At 60.0% G+C, this 15,199-nt stretch carries 13 protein-coding genes; 8 read left to right on the top strand and 5 right to left on the bottom strand.

Translation table 11 applies throughout. The features are described 5' to 3' along the window. Window positions 1-20 precede the first annotated feature (20 nt). Complete coding sequence (locus I2F59_RS00270; protein WP_195502691.1) at window positions 21-1,763, bottom strand: DUF2075 domain-containing protein; 1,743 nt, start codon at window positions 1,761-1,763, stop codon at window positions 21-23. Continuing rightward, window positions 1,756-2,112, bottom strand: a complete 357-nt coding sequence (locus I2F59_RS00265) for a nucleotide pyrophosphohydrolase (RefSeq protein ID WP_195502689.1) — start codon at window positions 2,110-2,112, stop codon at window positions 1,756-1,758. Before I2F59_RS00265 ends, I2F59_RS00270 begins: the two co-directional genes overlap by 8 nt. 114 nt (window positions 2,113-2,226) lie before the next feature. On the opposite strand from I2F59_RS00265, the gene I2F59_RS00260 reads away from it, so the two are divergent. Continuing rightward, entirely contained in the window at window positions 2,227-2,451 is a 225-nt protein-coding gene (locus I2F59_RS00260; protein ID WP_195502688.1) for a hypothetical protein, read from the top strand. Window positions 2,452-2,566: 115 nt separating this feature from the next. On the opposite strand, the gene I2F59_RS00255 is transcribed toward I2F59_RS00260, so the two are convergent. Beyond that, on the bottom strand, window positions 2,567-4,168 hold the full coding sequence (locus I2F59_RS00255; protein WP_195502686.1) for a potassium/proton antiporter: 1,602 nt from the start codon (window positions 4,166-4,168) through the stop codon (window positions 2,567-2,569). Window positions 4,169-4,489: 321 nt separating this feature from the next. Between I2F59_RS00255 and I2F59_RS00250 the strand changes: the two genes are divergently transcribed. Continuing rightward, the gene (locus tag I2F59_RS00250; protein WP_195502684.1) at window positions 4,490-5,329 is read left to right on the top strand and encodes a metallophosphoesterase; all 840 of its coding nucleotides are present in this window, start codon (window positions 4,490-4,492) and stop codon (window positions 5,327-5,329) included. 195 nt (window positions 5,330-5,524) lie between these two features. Here I2F59_RS00250 and I2F59_RS00245 read toward each other — a convergent pair whose 3' ends face one another. Next, on the bottom strand, window positions 5,525-7,099 hold the full coding sequence (locus I2F59_RS00245; RefSeq protein ID WP_229065245.1) for a lipopolysaccharide biosynthesis protein: 1,575 nt from the start codon (window positions 7,097-7,099) through the stop codon (window positions 5,525-5,527). Between the two features lie 179 nt (window positions 7,100-7,278). On the opposite strand from I2F59_RS00245, the gene I2F59_RS00240 reads away from it, so the two are divergent. The 6 genes from I2F59_RS00240 (at window position 7,279) to I2F59_RS00215 (ending at window position 13,708) form a co-directional block, all read left to right on the top strand. After that, window positions 7,279-8,850: an L-lactate permease gene (locus I2F59_RS00240; protein ID WP_195502682.1), complete on the top strand. Its 1,572-nt coding sequence runs from the start codon at window positions 7,279-7,281 to the stop codon at window positions 8,848-8,850. A 251-nt stretch (window positions 8,851-9,101) separates the two neighbouring features. Next, the gene (gene pckA, locus I2F59_RS00235; RefSeq protein ID WP_195502680.1) at window positions 9,102-10,772 is read left to right on the top strand and encodes a phosphoenolpyruvate carboxykinase (ATP); all 1,671 of its coding nucleotides are present in this window, start codon (window positions 9,102-9,104) and stop codon (window positions 10,770-10,772) included. 222 nt (window positions 10,773-10,994) lie between these two features. Beyond that, window positions 10,995-11,714, top strand: coding sequence for a B3/B4 domain-containing protein (locus I2F59_RS00230; protein ID WP_195502678.1), 720 nt, complete (start codon window positions 10,995-10,997; stop codon window positions 11,712-11,714). A gap of 170 nt (window positions 11,715-11,884) precedes the next feature. Further along, a complete protein-coding gene (locus tag I2F59_RS00225) occupies window positions 11,885-12,334 on the top strand; it encodes a MarR family winged helix-turn-helix transcriptional regulator (protein WP_117854908.1) in 450 nt (149 codons plus the stop codon). Window positions 12,335-12,453: 119 nt separating this feature from the next. Continuing rightward, window positions 12,454-13,308 (top strand): DegV family protein, encoded by an 855-nt coding sequence (locus tag I2F59_RS00220; RefSeq protein WP_195502676.1) that lies wholly within the window; start codon window positions 12,454-12,456, stop codon window positions 13,306-13,308. A gap of 79 nt (window positions 13,309-13,387) precedes the next feature. Beyond that, on the top strand, window positions 13,388-13,708 hold the full coding sequence (locus tag I2F59_RS00215; RefSeq protein WP_195502675.1) for an MGMT family protein: 321 nt from the start codon (window positions 13,388-13,390) through the stop codon (window positions 13,706-13,708). 336 nt (window positions 13,709-14,044) lie between these two features. On the opposite strand, the gene trpS is transcribed toward I2F59_RS00215, so the two are convergent. Next, window positions 14,045-15,094: a tryptophan--tRNA ligase gene (trpS, locus tag I2F59_RS00210; RefSeq protein ID WP_089572045.1), complete on the bottom strand. Its 1,050-nt coding sequence runs from the start codon at window positions 15,092-15,094 to the stop codon at window positions 14,045-14,047. Between the last annotated feature and the right edge of the window lie 105 nt (window positions 15,095-15,199).

Below are 15,199 nucleotides of genomic sequence, written 5' to 3'. Positions count from 1 at the left end.
GGGGAGGGCGGTCGTTAGGTCTATATCACCGGGATATACCGTGACAAATACTCCTTGAGCGCTGGGTCGCATACATAAAGAAACGTTCCCAGCATGCCGCGCGTCATGAGAACGTAGTAGGCGTTGACGATAATCTTTCGTAGGTCGTCGTCGCTTGCCTTTTTCTTTGCGACGGTATCTTTGAAGTTTGCCTTGTTAACGCAGACGCCCCCTTTGTCGTTGTCGTAGTAAATGTCGGGACCCAGAATTACGAACCCGTAATTGAGGTCGTAGCCCTGCACTGTGTGAATGCAACCAACCTCATTGACGGCGTTGGCCGAGTTGACCCAATCCTTTTGAGTTGAATTCCAACGTTTGCGAATGCCCTCAATGACGATATCGAACGTATCTTTATTGGTCTTGGTTTCCCACTTCCAAGCGAAGCCGGCAGTCATGCGAGATAGGCTGGTTTCTTCTTCCTTAGCTTGTTGTAGGGAGCAGAAGTCTTCGAATCGGTTGACGATGCCAAATTGATAGCGTGGCACATCGCTTCCGGGGTCCTTGTCTCGCGAGTCGTAGGGCTGCGAGGCAAAGAGCTCATCAAACTTCATGCCGGCATGCATGTACGCTTTGTTATCAAGCAGGTCGTAGACAAAATCGAGGTACTCATCGCCGCCACGCACACGCATTTGGGTGCTCAAGTTGAATTCTTCGGTCTCGATTCCTGCTTCTTCGAGTCGGTTGAGTCGTTGCTCAAGACCGTCTCGATTGAGGCCGGATGCCCTGACTTGCTGCTTGGGGTCATAAAACAGATATGCCTTGTCGCAGCATTTGAATATCCAGTCAACTTGGTTGCTCGTATGCGGAAGGCCGAGACGATCGCAGGTGCTATAGAAGGCCTTGATGCCGGAGCCCATGCTTAGATAATTACCCAGTCGATGTGCTTCATCGACAAGTAGGATGTCATAACGATCATTTTTGGTTACGTCACTGGGGCTCAAGATATCGCCAGGCTTTAGCACTGGAAGGAAGTGCGTGAGTTTCCTGAGGGTCTTCTTCAGGGAATCCATGGGGGTGACAAAACCGACCCGTAGACCGGAAAGGTTCGGTTCATTTTTGATTTTGAACATGAGACTGATGGCGAGGATTGTTTTGCCTGTTCCCGGAGCGCCGTTTACGACGGTTACGCGCTCTTTCTTGGGGCCGCCGTGTTTAATGTCTTCATGCTCCTGTTCGAGACGTTTATAAATCGTCTCGATCGTTTCGTATTGGTCGGGCGTAAGCGTCTTGAAAGGCGAGAACTTGAACAGATCGGAGTTCTCGAGCTCTTCAATCGGATGAATCGCGTAGTTTTCTTCGCGAAGCTTTGTCCAGAGGTCTCGGAACCTCTGGCGATACTGAGGCCGCTCAAAATAATCGAATTGGGCATAGCCGTTGTTGGCATTGGTGACCTGGTATTTTTCGTCGGCACAGAACAGCTCAATAAGTCGATTCTCGAACTCGAACGTTGCGGATTGGTTGAAGGTGGGATTGTCGATCAGAAGGGTCCGGTCGAAGTCCTTGTCCACGTTTGCAGCGTGTTGTTTCATACGGCGCTGGTAGTTGGTTGTTTGGCCGATGTATGCCGTCTTGTTTCTGCTGTTGGTGAGAATGTAAAGGACGGGCCAACTCTCGTCATGATGGGCTCCAGGCTTTGGCGTGCCAAAGTCCTGAAGAGATTCGCTTGTCTCAAAGGGCTGGGGCAGGGGAAGCGTGTATTGCCGAAGGGCGAACTCATTACTCATGATGGTCCGCCTTTCTGTATTCATTAGATGATGCGTCGACGGGGTAGCGCTCGCCATTGCGTTTGAGCTTGGACGAAAGCGCCGCTGGCAGGTCGATTTCATTTAAATCTGCGAAACGCAGAAGGAAAAGGAGCGTGTCGGCGACTTCGTCTTCGATGGCTTGGCGTTGCTCGGTGTCTTCGAACATTTCTGCAATGCGCTCGTCGCTCATAAAACGAAAGAGCTGAAGGAGCTCGGAGGACTCAGTTGCCATGCCGATGGCGAGCTCTTTTGGCGTGTGATACTTGCGCCAGTCGCGTGCATCACAAAAGTCCCTGACTTGTTCCGTCATGGCATCGAGCCTATCCATCGTCCGCAACCTCCCTGATGTTCATTGTTTTATTATGGCGGTATCTGGGATTTATTGCACCTCACTTGGGGCATGCGGTTTGTTCGGTCGCGATTGCCGGTAGGGGGTTTCACCATGAAAATCGAAGTTGATGTAGACCAACTGCGCGAGAGTCTGCTCGACCGCGCGGGGAGTGCGGCGGGCGTGGGTTTTCCGGCCGCCATGCTCGACTTGATGGATATCGAGGACGAGTCGCCCCAAGAGCTCCTAGCCCGAGCCGAACGCGAAGGCCTCGACCTCTGCGACTTTGCCGTCGATGGTGACGCGGACGATGACTACGGCGCAGACGAGGAATGGTAGCCGCGATTGAACTTCAACCCCATCCCTTCAATAAGATGCGGTGAAATGGGGACTGTTTGGGCTGCTAGAAGGCCTATTCAGTCCCTATTTCACCGCAACTTATGGGTGGGGATGGCTACGACGCCAGCGTGGCGATGACGGCTTCGTCGCCGGCGTATATGAGGGTGTTGCCGTCGGGGATGATGGTTTGGCCGTCGCGCTTGAGCATCACGACGATAAAGGGGTGCTTGCCTTGTGGCACATCGCGCAGGCGCAGTCCTGCCAGGCGACCGTGGGGTGTCACGGTGACCTCGCGCAGCGTAACCTCGGCACGCTCTTCAAACGTCGGCGCGGCCATAACCAGAAGGTCGCCTTCTTCGATCACGGTATCGCCGTTGGGCAGCACCGGGTGCGCGCCGTCGCGCAGCACCAGGACTACGAGCATGTCCGTCGCACTGCCAATGTCCGCGAGCGAGCGCCCCGCAAACGGATGCCTTACACCCACCTTGAGCTTAACGAAAGACATGCCGTCCTCGTCGCGGTAGTCGTTAAACGTGCGGCGCACGTCGCCTTCCGCGTCGATCATATCGAGTTTCTTCGCCACCGCCGGCAGCAGCGAGCCCTGCACCACAATGCTCGACACGGCGATCACAAACACCAGGTCAAACAGGTCGTGACCACCGGGAACACCGACCACCACGGCAAAGAGGCTAAACACGACCGAAGCGGCACCGCGCAGACCCGCCCAGCTTACGAGCGCAACCTGGCGAGGGTTAGTCTTAAAGGGCGCCAACAGCAGGCCCACGGCGATGGGGCGGCTCACAAAGAGCATAAACGCCATGAGTGCCAGGCCCGGTAGCAGCATTTGCGGCAGGCGTGCGGGCGTCACGAGCAGACCGAGCAAGAAGAAGATAGTCATCTCGGCCATCTCGGTGAGGGTATCGAAGAAGTGTGCCATTTCGACCTTGCCGGTGATGTCGCTCGCGCCCAGAACGATACCTGCCAGGTATACGGCCAAAAAGCCGTTGCCGCCCAGGTAGCTCGGCAGCGCGTAGGCCACGATCGCCACGGCGAACAAGAAGATGGTCTGCGCGCCCTCGGCCGTTGCATGTGCGCGTTCAATCAGGCGGCTGGATGTCCAGCCGATGGCAAGGCCCAGCCCCACGCCCAGGATGATCTGCTTGGCCAGCAACACGGGAATGTCGATGTTGCCGCCCGCCGCGAGGGTCGCGAGCACCGCGGTGAGCATGTAGGCGACGGGGTCGTTGGAGCCTGATTCGACCTCGAGCAGCGAGTCGGTGCCGCCCTTTAGTGACAGGCTGTGCTCGCGCAGCACGCTAAAGACGCTCGCCGCATCGGTCGACGCCACGACCGAGCCTAGCAGCAGGCCGCCTATCCAGTCGAAGCCCAGCGCGAAGTGCGCAAAGGCGCCCGTGATGCCGGCGGTGATGACGACGCCGAGCGTGCTCAGCAGTACCGCGGGCGCGGCGACGGGCTTGGCACGGTCGATGTTGGTGTTAAAGCCGCCGTAGAACATGATGAACAGCAGCGCCGTGCTGCAGACGGTTTCGGTAAGCGCGTAGTCGCTAAAGTCGATGTGCGCGGGGCCGTTGACGCCCAGCAGCATGCCCAGCGCGATAAAGATGAGCAGGGTGGGGAAGGGGAGCTTTTTGCCGACGGGTTTGATGGTCAGGCACAAAATGATGACGAGGCCGATAAAGAGAAGTATCTGGTTCATGGATAGTGTCCGCTTCTGGGTGGTTTGCGTGGCACGGTCAATTATCTGTGGTTATTTGTACCCAAAGGTGGTGGGTTTATGGGGCCGAGCCGCGGGCGTTCGCATTATCGACACGAGGCCGGGGCGGGGGGTGGTGCTGGGTGGAGCGTTGATGATGGTGGCGCGGTATTTCCGGAGCGTGCGGGCGGCCGCTTGTGGCCGTTGGCTGTGGTGGCACTTTCCACCGTTATTGCAACGGAGTACAATGGGTAACGTTTAAGTTCAACTTGAAGTTTTAGTCGTGGCATCGGGCTTCGGCCGTAATGCAGGGAAAGGCGTTCCATGGCGATCTATGTGACATCTGATGCTCACGGGCACGTGCACGCACTGGACGAGGCCCTTTCCAAGATCTCGCTGACGTCCGACGACACGCTATATGTGCTGGGCGACATGATCGACCGCGGTCCCGATCCGGTCGGTGTCATCAACTTGGTGCGGTCGCTGCCCAACGCTCGCGTGCTTAAGGGCAACCACGAGCAGATTATGCTCGACGCGATCATTGGCCAGGACCCGCTCGATGCCGAGACCTGGGATATCAACGGCGGTTGGACCACGCGCCAGCAGCTCAACGAAATGGAGTTTGAGGCATACGAGGAGCTAGTGCGTTGGGCTGCTGCCCTGCCGCTCTATGCGGTGACAGAGACTGTCGAGCGGCCGTACCTGCTGGTGCACGCCGGTATTCAGACCGAGGCGGCGCGCGCGTTTTTGCTTGAGCATGGCGTCGATTGCGGCGACGGCAGGGGAGCGGTCGATGCCGATCGCGAGCTGCTGCAGCAAATGCTCGCCGTGCAGTCGTCCGATGACTTGCTCTGGATTCGCCATGGCTATTGGGATGCCCCGACGGGGCTGCTTTCTGCCGAGGGCAAGGGTCCGGTCGTGGTGAGCGGCCACACGCCCACGGTGTCGCTGGGGCGCTATTGCGAGGTTGGCGGCCTGGCAGGGCTCGATGAGGAGTCGGGCCGCGGGCAAATGGTGCGCTTGGGTGGCGAGGATACCGCCGGTGTGCCCGATCGCATCGATATCGACTGCGCGGCGGCCACCGGTTCCGAGTTCGGCCGCGTCGGGATCCTGCGTCTGGACGACGGGGCGGAGTTCTACGCAAACATTCTTCCTGGCGAATAACTTTGTTCCGCCGTTCTACCGAACGGCGGCCACGTTGACGCTGCGCAGCCCCGAAGCACCCCATCTTGTCGCTCAAACCGTCGCTCGCGTACGGAAGTACGCGTCGCTCCTCTTTCGCGCCAACCTGGGGCACTTCGAGACTGCTCGCTGTCGGTGCCAAAACATCGACGTTTCTTTTCTTCAAATTGATTCGAATTAGGCGCCGTACGGGTTGCGGGCTCGTTCTATGCGCTGGCGGATGTGGGCGTATTCGACAATCAACAGCACCAGCAGTAGGGCCATGATAGCCAGGTAGCTCACGACGGCACCCATCAGACCCAGCAGGTTGATCAGGATCACCGGGAGCACTACGCTCACGGCAAAGCAGATCAGGTAGATCTTGGTGACGTCTCCAGCGTGGCGCAGCACCGTGATGATGGCATAGATAAAGTCGATGGCCGCGGTTACACCGCCGGCGACGACCATCAGCAGTGCCAGCGTGCGGTAGCGCTCAAAGTTGAGGCCGTACATAAAGCTCATGAGGGGAATGCCGGGACCGGCCATAAATGCGGCGCACACGCCGGTGATGGCCACGATTAGTGCCATAACGGCAATAATAATCAAGTCAAAACGGCGGCGTTTGCGCGGGTTCGCCCAAATGCTCGACAGACGCAGGAGCTGCGGTTTATAGACAAATCCGATGCTCAGCAAAATAGCCTGCGCTGGAAAGAACAGGGCATTAAAGTACAGCTGGTATTTGTAGGCCAGCGTGCCTTCCATCACAAACTTGGGCATGCTCTCGATAAGGTTGAATAAAAAGAGCGCGCCAAAGAGCGGGGCGCACTGGACAAACAGGTGGCCGACCTCGCGCAGACTCACGTGGCGCGATTTTTCGGTCTCGAGCAGAGCGAGCGGCGCGGTGACCAGCATGAGCGAGGCGATGGCGGTGACACCCATGGCCATCGCCGCGATGGGCATGCTGCGCGTAAGGAACAGCGCCACGCTAAAGACCGCGATGACGCCGACGGAGCGTAGCGTTAGGCTCATGCCGGCCAGGTAGAGTTTATCGGCCTGCTGCAGGCGGCCCTCGTACACGTCCGCCACGCCGTCGATCACCTTATACAGGTAGACGCCCAGGCCGATCGTTGCCATCTGCGCGTCGTAGCCGCGGGCACTGCTGTATGCAAGGCCGCAGGCCAGCGCGAATGCTCCGCAAAGCCAGCGGTTGAGCTGATAGGAGGCAAAGGACGCCTTCTCGTCGATGTCCGAGACCTGAAAATTGCGCACGCCGTAGTTGCACGCGATCATGATGAGCGTGCCGGTGACAAACGCAATGGAGAACTTGCCGGCTTCCTCGGCGCCCACGAGCTGCGTGGACACGATGGTGAGCAGAGGAAACGCCATGCCCCATACGGCGGTGCCCAGGGTATTCCAAAGGTAGTCGCGACGGGTGGCATGATCTTCGTACTCGGCTTCTTGCGTGGAGAAGCCGCCGCCGTAGACGGCTCCGAGCAGGCGGTTCCACCAGGCATTGACCATGCGGTGGATGGGGCCGGGCTGGCGATTGCGCTCGCGGCGACGGCGTGTGGCCTGGTTGCTGTCGGGACCGCCGGCGTTACGCTGGCTTAGCTCTTGGATTCGTGCGAGCTCCTCGGCGGTGTGCGATGCGGGGAACAGGCCGTTCTCGATGCGTCCGCCCTGCCCGTGCGCCCCGCTCGATACGGTTGGGTCGGTGACGCCGTTGCGGCGGGCGATGGCGCGGCGGATGCTATCGAGGGGCGTGATGCTCAAGGCGATTCCTTTCTCTTACTGCGCTCTAGTATAGTCGCGGTGGTGTCCATTCGTGTTTTTGAACAGGTTGTTCAATATTTTCAGGAGGCGGCTGTAATTTGTCGGTAAACGTGCGGTATCCTGTTGAAGTTTTGTGACCCCCCCGATGCCGCTTGCGCGGTACCAAGGAGTTTTCACCCATGGATGTCGCTGCGTTTTTGCTGGCTCTTGTGCCGATCATCTGGCTCGTCGTGATGCTGCTGTGCTTTAAATGGCCGGCTTGGAAGGCCGCTATTGGCTCGTTCGCCCTTTCGTGCGTGCTCGCCTTTGCGTGGTGGCATTTGCCGGCGGCGCAGATAGCCACGGCCTCGCTCGAGGGCTTTTTGATGGCCCTGTGGCCCATCGTGCTCGTAATTATCGCCGCGGTGTTCACGTATAACCTGTGCGTGCGCACGGGTGCCATGGACGTGATCGGCAGTATGATCACCTCCATCAGCAGCGATCGTCGTCTGCTGGCACTGCTCGTGGCCTGGTGCTTCGGCGGTTTTATGGAGGGCATGGCTGGCTTTGGCACTGCCGTCGCCATTCCCGCCGGCATGCTCGCGGGCCTTGGTTTTGAGGCCGTGCCTGCCGTGCTGATCTGCCTGCTGGCCAACGGCGTGCCCACGCCCTACGGCTCCATTGGCATCCCCACGGTGTCCGTTGCCGACCTGGTGGGTCTGGATTCCCTGCATTTGGCGACCGTTCAGTTGGTGCAGCTCGCGCCCTTCTTTGTGGCGATACCGATGCTTATCGTGCTGGTTGCGGGTCGTGTTGCCGATGACCAGGGCAATGTTGCGAGCGTGAGCGAGCGTCTGCACGGCGTTGCCGGCGTGGCACTGCTTTCCGGTGTGTCCTTTGTTGGTGCGGCCCTGGTCGTTGCCATGTTTGTGGGTCCCGAGCTGGCCGTAGTCGTGGGCTCCATCGTGTCGCTTGCGCTGACCGCAGCACTTGCCATGCATGCCGAGAAGTCGGGGCATTTGGATGCGCGCTTCCATATGAATATCGATTCTGGCGAGCAGCTCACCCTTAAGTCGGCGCTTTCGGCCTGGTCGTGCTTCATCCTGATTTTTGTACTGCTGCTGGGTACGTCCAACCTGGTGCCCGCCGTGCATGCCGCGCTTGCGCCCTTTGCAAGCCACGTGCGGGTGTATTGCGGTGAGAACCCCGGTACGCTTACGTTTTCGTGGATCAACACGCCGGGTGTTTGGATCTTCCTGGCTGCGTTTATCGGCGGTGCCATCCAGGGAGCTTCGCCGCGTCTGATGGTCGAGGTGCTGGCCGCGACGGTGAAGCAGATGATGCCGACGGTCATTACCATGCTTTCCGTGCTGGGCTGCGCCAAGGTGATGGGCTATGCGGGCATGATCTCTTCGATCAGCGCGTTCTGCATCGCCGTCGCCGGTGGTCTGTACCCGATTCTGGCTCCGTGGATCGGTGCCGTCGGTGCGTTCGTGACCGGTTCGGGCACGTCCTCGGGCATGCTGTTTGGTCCCATTCAGAGCCAGGCGGCTACGGCGCTGGGCGTGAGTGACTACTGGATGGTTGCGTTGAATGCCCTTGGCGTCGCCGCCGGTAAGATGATCTCGCCGCAGACGCTCGCGATTGGCCTGGCTGCCGTGCACGTGCGCGGTAAGGACGCCGAGCTCCTGGGCGCGGTGCTGCCCTACGCCGCCGGCATGCTGGTCCTCATGAGCGCCATCGCCATGCTCGGCCAAGGCCTGCCGCTGTAACCGGCACTTTAGGAACGTCCCTAAGTGCCGGCATCTGGGGACACTCCTTGGCTGTTGCCTGTTCAAGAGTGTCCCCAACGACTAGTCGTTTAAGAACGTCCCCAATGACTAGGCCGCTTGCGTGCGATTTTTGACCGTTGGGCGGGCGCTTCGCCGTTGCCGCAAAAACGTTTTTGCATATCGGGTACAACGGGCTTTACGTGAGTAAAGTGCGCGCCGCGTCCACGTGTCGCGCTTTTAAAGGAGGCCCCATGCCTGGTGTTACCCCTGCAGAAGTTCTGTCCAACTTTGGCATTACGCTGGTCGAAGACCCCGCCGAGAACCAGCCTCGCCTGCTGGTCGATCTACCCGCTGCCGAGCTCGTCGAGCATGCCATCCGCCGCAACGAAGGCCGCATGGCCTCCAACGGCGCACTGGTGATCGAGACGGGGGAGCGTACCGGACGTTCGCCCAACGACCGCTTTATCGTCGATACGCCCGACGTGCACGACAAGATTGCCTGGGGTGCCGTCAACCGCCCGCTGTCTGTCGAGAGCTACGAGGCCATCAAATCCGGCATCGTCGACTATCTCAACGAGCGTGATGTTTTCGTCACCCGCGGCATGGCCGGTGCCGACCGCAATCACACGCGTCGCCTGCTTGTCGCCTGCGAGCGTGCCAGCCAGGCGCTCTTTATTAAGCAGATGCTCGCCCGCCCGCTTGCCCGCGAAATCGCACGCACCGGCGAGCCGGACTTCTGCGTCCTTGCTGCACCCGGCTATCAGTGTGACCCTGCCATCAAGGGCCTCAACTCCAGCGCCGCGGTGGTCATCAACTTCCAGGAGCGCGTGATTCTGGTCGCTGGCACCGGCTACTCCGGCGAGATCAAAAAATCCATCTTCAGCGTCATGAATTACCTGCTTCCCGTCGAGGACGATGTGCTGCCCATGCATTGCTCGGCTAGCATGGATCCCGTCACGCACGAGACCGCGGTGTTCTTTGGCCTGTCCGGCACCGGTAAGACCACGCTTTCGGCCAACCCCACGCGCCTGCTGATCGGCGATGACGAGCACGGCTGGTCCGATATGGGCATCTTTAACGTCGAGGGCGGCTGCTACGCCAAGTGCGAGGGCCTGGACGCGTTCCACGAGCCCGAGATCTTCAACGCCGTTCGCTTTGGCGCCATCTGTGAAAACGTGGTACTCGATGAGAATCGCAAGCCCAACTACGACGACGTCTCGATCACGCACAACACGCGCGTGGCCTACCCCGTCGAGCATATCCCCAACGCGTGGACCAAGGGCATGGGCACCACTCCGAGCGTCGTGCTGTTTTTGACCTGCGATGCCTTTGGCGCGTTGCCGCCCATCTCGCGCCTGACGGCTGATGCCGCCATGTATCACTTTGTGACGGGCTTCACCGCCAAGATCCCCGGCACCGAGGTCGGCGTCACCGAGCCCACGCCCACGTTCTCCTCGCTGTTTGGTGAGCCGTTTATGCCGCTCGATCCTATGGTCTACGCCAAGATGCTCGGTGAGCGTATCGCCGACGGCCGCACGCGCGTCTATCTGGTCAACACCGGCTGGATTGGCGGCGGCTACGGCGTGGGTCATCGCATCGAGCTGGCCTACACGCGCTCACTGGTCGCTCGCGCCCTCGACGGCACCATCGAGGACAGCGAGTTTGTGCACGACGATATCTTTAACGTCGACATTCCCACTACGTGCCACGGTGTGCCCGACGGCATCCTGGTGCCGCGCCAGTACTGGCAGAGCACCGCGCGCTACGACGAGGCCGCGCACAACCTGGCGGTGATGTTCGAGGAGAACTTCGAGAAGAAGTACTCGCACCTGCCCGACTCCGTCAAGGCCGCCGGTCCGCACGCCCAGGTGTCCGCCGACGCCCGCCATCGCGGCCGCGGCTTGCTGGGACTCCGCCACTAGCGTCGCCGCGAGTCCATATCCACCACAAAGGGGACAGGTACCTTTGTGGTGGTTTGCTCGCGCGAAAGACTCAGGTTACAATACGCCTGACATATCGCCCCCTTCTCCGGATGGGGGCAGCGTAAGCGCTCTTGTGGCGGCACCGTAGGACTTTGAAGGTGGCCGTCGTAAGGGCGCTTTTTAGGTGCCCTCGCTCGGGCGCGCACAATGAAGGGAGAGCGTATGAAGAGCTTTATTGCCGAGGATTCATTCTGGGAGCTGTTTCCGCGGGCAGCGGTCGGCGTTGTGGTTGTGATGGGCATGAAGCCCGCGGCTCAGATTCCTCAAGAGGACGTGGATGCGATTGCGGCGTTGCTCGACCGCGCCAATATCGACGCGGAGCGTCATCTGACCAGCGATACTATCAGCGAGAATGCGCCGGTTAAGGCTTGGCGTGACGCGTACCGGCTGTTCAAGACTAAAAAGGGCGCGCGTTGCTCAGTTGAGAACCTGCTCAAGCGCGTGCTCAAAGGCAAGCCGGTCGGCCACATCACGCCGGCGGTGGATATCTACAACACGATTTCGTTGACTTATGCGTTGCCCGTTGGCGGTGAGGATTTGCATGCTATTGAGGGCAATCTGCGCCTGGCGGTGACCGACGGCGGCGACGCGTTCTTGCCGCTTGGCGAGGAGACGGATGATCCGACGCTGCCCGGTGAGCTTGCCTATATCGATGATGCGGGCGCCGTCTGCCGTTGCTGGAACTGGCGCGATGGCGTTCGCACGGCGCTGTCCGATGATTCGGCGGACGCATTTCTGGCGATTGAGTGCGTGGAGCCCGAGCGGATGGGGGATTGCCAGGCTGCCATCGATCGCTTGGCCGAGCTGCTCGAGCGCTATCTGGGAGCGACGGTCGTCGTTAAGACCCTAGTGACCCACGACAATCCCTGCGTGGAGCTGTAGCGGCGCCTAGAACCTATTGATGCCCCAAACCACCACAAAGGTGCCTGTCCCCTTTGTGGTGGTTTTTATGTTGATGGGTTAACAATTGGGATATTTGGGTACGGGGGTTCGGACATGCGGCTAAGATGTTAACCCGTTAGCATCATGCAAGCGAAAGGCGGTCGTCTCCCATGCAGCAGAACGACGAGACACGTTTTGAGGATTTTGTCGGACTGATCAGCGGGCTCTACAAGGAGATTCAGCGCATCAAGACGTCCGAAGGTGCAAGGCTTGGCCTCAAGGGCTCCGATGTCATGTGCCTGTACTACCTAGAGCGCAGCAAGGAAGGCCTGACTGGCGCCGACCTCGCCCGCATGGCCGGCGTTACCCGTGCCGCCGTTTCGCGCACACTGGCGCATCTGGAGGAGGGCGGCTACGTCGAGGTTGATGACTCGGGCGATGCGGCCGTCAAGTACCGTGCCCCGGTGCGCCTGACTGCCCTGGGCGGCGAGAGCATGAGCGAGGCCGATCGCATCATTCGCGAAGTGCTCGACACCACCGGTAAGGCCATGGGCGTGGAGCAACGCGAGCAGATGTACGCGTCGCTGCGTACGATTCTCAACACCCTGCGCGAGATCTAAGGCCGCGCTGGCGCTAGCTTTCAGCCAACAACTGCATCGTCCCGTTTGAGCGCGTATGCCGTGCTGGGACATTGTTGTCAAAATTCCCTGCGCGAGACCTGCGCAAGAAAGGATTCGCTATGTCCGTTCGCATTATTACCGATTCCGCCAGCGATATGACGCCGGCTGAGCACCCCGCTCTGCGTGTTCTGCCGCTGTCTGTCACCTTTGGCTCCGACGTGTATATGGATGGCGTCGATATCGATCACCAGCGCTTTTACGAGATGCTCGTGGAGCGCGACGAGTTGCCCAAGACCGGTCAGGTCAACCCGTACGCCTTTTCGCAGGCGATTGCCGAGGTTCGTGAGGCCGGCGACGAGGCGGTGATAATTACCGTGGGCGCCAAGCTTTCGGGCACCAACCAGAGTGCTCGTACGGCACTTGCCGAGGCGCCGGGCGGCGACGTGTTCGTCGTGGACAGCAATAACGTGACCTTGGGCGAGCGCGTGCTGGTCGAGTATGCGCTGCGCCTGGTGGACGAGGACCGTAGTGCGGCCCAGATCGCGGCGGCGGTCGAGGCCGTCCGTGACCGTGTGGTGGTTATCGGCCTGCTCGAGACGCTGGAATACCTGGTGCGCGGCGGCCGCCTGTCTGCTGCGGCGGGCGCTGTGGGTACGCTACTCAACGTGAAGCCGGTCGTGGCCGCCGAGGACGGCCTCATCGTGCAGTTGGGCAAGGCGCGCGGTTCCAAAAACGGTCGAAACCTGTTGAACCAGAAGGTCGAACAGGCGGGCGGCGTCGACTTCTCCATGCCGCTGGCGCTTGGTTATACGGGTCTTTCGGACGCGGTGCTCAAGAAGTATATCGAGGACAGCGCCGCGCTGTGGGCCGGTCATGCCGAGAACGAGCTGCCCATCCACACCATTGGCGCCACCATCGGCACCCACGTGGGTCCCGGCGCCGTAGCCGTAGCCTTCTTCCGCCCCGCCAACTAACTATCCGGTCAAAACCACCACAAAGGGGACAGGCACCTTTGTGGTGGTTTATGCTGGTTCCGGTTGAAAGGAGCATGCGATGGCATCTGAAGGCTTTTTTGAGCGTGTGTACGAGGTGGTCGAGCAGATTCCCGAGGGGATGGTCGCCACGTATGGTCAGGTGGCGCTGCTTGCCGGTCGTCCACGAAGTGCGCGGTACGTGGGGTATGCGCTGCACAGCAATCCGCGCCCTGGTCAGATTCCCTGTCATCGTGTGGTGTTTGCCGATGGCCGTATTTGCGAGGGCTTTGCGTTTGGCGGCCCCGATGCCCAGCGTGAGCTCTTAATGGGGGAGGGCGTGACGTTTACCGATCCCATGCACGTCGACTTGGTCGCCTGTCGCTGGCCAGCAGGGCTCTAGCGGCTCCGCTGTGGCCAAAACCACCACAAAGGTGCCTGTCCCCTTTGCGGTGGTTTTACGTTGTAGGTTTTCCTGGGTTAACTTATGGAGACGATGTGTTGGCGTATATTCTCGCCAGAAAGTAAACCATGGTGAACTATATTGGTTTCAGCAACGGAGCAGGCAATAGGCGATGAAAAAGCCTGCCCTGTTGAGTTTGATTCGCATTCCTCCCCTCTGTGCGATTCAACGGTGTACTTCGGGAACAGGCCCGCTGGCAACTAACTGCCAGCGGGCCTGTTCCTGTTTCGGGGAGAAATCTAATCTCACCGTCTATGTTGCGCGAAAGCGCTTTGCCTAGTACACCATGCCCATGGCGTCCTGAACCTCGGCCAGGGTCTGCTCGGCGATCTCGTTGGCGCGACGGTTGCCCTCGTGCAGGACGTCCTTGACGTAATCCAGGTCGTTCTCGTAGCGCTGACGGCGCTCGCGGATTGGGGCGAAGTACTCGTTGACGGCCTCGGTCACGTACTTCTTGAGCTGGCCGGAGCCGCCCATGCCAATCTCCTCGGCAATTTCGACCTCGGAGCGACCGGTGCAGATGGCGGCCGTCGAAAGCAGGCCGGACACGCCGGGGCGGTTCTCGGGGTCGAACGTGATCATGCGCTCGGAGTCGGTCTGGCTCTTCTTGATGCGCTTGGCCGTCTCCTCGGCGGTCATCGAGATGTTGATGGCGTTGCCGTAACTCTTGCTCATCTTGCGGCCGTCCAGGCCGGGCAGCAGCGGGGTCTCGGACAGCAGCGCGTCGACCTCGGGGAACACTTTGCCGTAGCGGTTGTTAAAACGGCGGGCGATGGTGCGGGTGAGCTCGATGTGCGGCAGCTGGTCGCGACCAACCGGCACCACGTTACCCTTGCAGAACAGGATGTCGCAGGCCTGGTGCACCGGGTAGGTGAGCAGAAGGCCGGTGAGTTCGTGGCCCGATGCCTCCATCTCGGCCTTGACGGTGGGGTTGCGCGCCAGCTCGGCCTCGGATACCAGCGACAGGAACGGCAGCATGAGCTGGTTCGCGGCGGGCACGGCGGAGTGTGCGTAGATCATGGTCTTGTCGGGGTCGATGCCGCAGGCAAGGTAGTCCATGACCATGTTGTACACGTTGTCCTGGATATGCTCGGTGGTGTCACGGTCGGTGATGACCTGGTAGTCGGCGATGAGCACGTTGGTCTTGGCGCCCATGTTCTGCAGTTCAACGCGGCCCTTGAGGGTGCCGAAGTAATGACCCAGGTGCAAGCGTCCGGTGGGGCGGTCGCCGGTGAGCATGGTGAACTTCTCGGGCGTCTTTGCCAGGCCCTCGCGAATGGCGTTGCTCTTTTGCAGCGCGACTTCGTAGCTGTTCTCGTTTGGCATGATTGCTCCTAACGTATGTTCATGGGTCAAAATGATAACGCGTTTATTGGAGGGGCGGGGCGTAAGTAGGCGAGGGGCGGGAGAGGGACGGCTTGTGCGTTGGGA

This window comes from Collinsella aerofaciens, assembly GCF_015556945.1.
Classification (GTDB): domain Bacteria; phylum Actinomycetota; class Coriobacteriia; order Coriobacteriales; family Coriobacteriaceae; genus Collinsella; species Collinsella aerofaciens_AO.
The sequence above is the reverse complement of the archived record's forward strand: the minus strand, read 5'-3'. Positions and strand labels throughout refer to the sequence as shown.

Excerpts from the sequence above, each read along its gene's own strand:
- I2F59_RS00270 (WP_195502691.1), bottom strand. The coding sequence starts at position 1,763 with ATGAGTAATGAGTTCGCCCTTCGGCAATACACGCTTCCCCTGCCCCAG.
- I2F59_RS00265 (WP_195502689.1), bottom strand. The coding sequence starts at position 2,112 with ATGGATAGGCTCGATGCCATGACGGAACAAGTCAGGGACTTTTGTGAT.
- I2F59_RS00260 (WP_195502688.1), top strand. The coding sequence starts at position 2,227 with ATGAAAATCGAAGTTGATGTAGACCAACTGCGCGAGAGTCTGCTCGAC.
- I2F59_RS00255 (WP_195502686.1), bottom strand. The coding sequence starts at position 4,168 with ATGAACCAGATACTTCTCTTTATCGGCCTCGTCATCATTTTGTGCCTG.
- I2F59_RS00250 (WP_195502684.1), top strand. The coding sequence starts at position 4,490 with ATGGCGATCTATGTGACATCTGATGCTCACGGGCACGTGCACGCACTG.
- I2F59_RS00240 (WP_195502682.1), top strand. The coding sequence starts at position 7,279 with ATGGATGTCGCTGCGTTTTTGCTGGCTCTTGTGCCGATCATCTGGCTC.
- pckA (WP_195502680.1), top strand. The coding sequence starts at position 9,102 with ATGCCTGGTGTTACCCCTGCAGAAGTTCTGTCCAACTTTGGCATTACG.
- I2F59_RS00230 (WP_195502678.1), top strand. The coding sequence starts at position 10,995 with ATGAAGAGCTTTATTGCCGAGGATTCATTCTGGGAGCTGTTTCCGCGG.
- I2F59_RS00225 (WP_117854908.1), top strand. The coding sequence starts at position 11,885 with ATGCAGCAGAACGACGAGACACGTTTTGAGGATTTTGTCGGACTGATC.
- I2F59_RS00220 (WP_195502676.1), top strand. The coding sequence starts at position 12,454 with ATGTCCGTTCGCATTATTACCGATTCCGCCAGCGATATGACGCCGGCT.
- I2F59_RS00215 (WP_195502675.1), top strand. The coding sequence starts at position 13,388 with ATGGCATCTGAAGGCTTTTTTGAGCGTGTGTACGAGGTGGTCGAGCAG.
- trpS (WP_089572045.1), bottom strand. The coding sequence starts at position 15,094 with ATGCCAAACGAGAACAGCTACGAAGTCGCGCTGCAAAAGAGCAACGCC.